This is a genomic window from Citrobacter sp. TBCS-14, assembly GCF_005280805.1.
Taxonomy (GTDB): domain Bacteria; phylum Pseudomonadota; class Gammaproteobacteria; order Enterobacterales; family Enterobacteriaceae; genus Citrobacter; species Citrobacter gillenii.
Window position 1 is genome coordinate 1 of sequence record NZ_SZWM01000594.1, and the last position, 500, is coordinate 500.

At 56.9% G+C, this 500-nt stretch carries 2 protein-coding genes; both read right to left on the reverse strand.

The window, feature by feature from the left end; genetic code table 11:
• On the reverse strand, positions 1–153 hold a 153-nt coding region (locus FDX22_RS20145), incomplete at its 3' end, for a phosphonate C-P lyase system protein PhnH (RefSeq protein WP_186805376.1).
• 83 nt (positions 154–236) lie between these two features.
• Positions 237–500 (reverse strand): phosphonate C-P lyase system protein PhnG (phnG, locus tag FDX22_RS20150; protein WP_146717682.1); only part of this gene is annotated, 264 nt, incomplete at its 5' end.

The window sequence follows — 500 nt, forward strand, 5'->3', positions numbered from 1 at the left end:
CACGCTGGTGGTCGCCAGACCCAGCGGCTGCCAGCCGTGTTTCAGTTGATGCAGGGCGACGATTACGCCCGGTTCGCTCATGGCTTTCAGCAGGCGACGAAAGCTCTGCTGAGCATCCTGAACGGGTAAATTAAATGCGGTCTGTAAGGTCATGCGTTATCTCCNCAGGCGACGAAAGCACTGCTGCGCATCCTGGACGGGTAAATTAAAGGCGCTCTGTAGTGCCGTAGATCGTGTCATGCGTTATCTCCGCGTACCAGTGTGAAGAAGTCGACCCGGCTGGCGTTGACTTCGGCACGGCGAGCGTTAATTAGCGCATCGCGTTCCGCTTCCAGCGGGGCAATTAAGGTTTCCATTAGGTTCTGGAAATGCGTTTGTTCCTGCAGTAGCGCGTCAATCACCGCGCACTGCTCGGCATGTTGTTTGTTGCGTCCCAGCAGGTAGCTGTAACCCAGCGTTCCGCTTTTCAGGCGGACAACTGCGCGGGTAAGCGTGGTGTC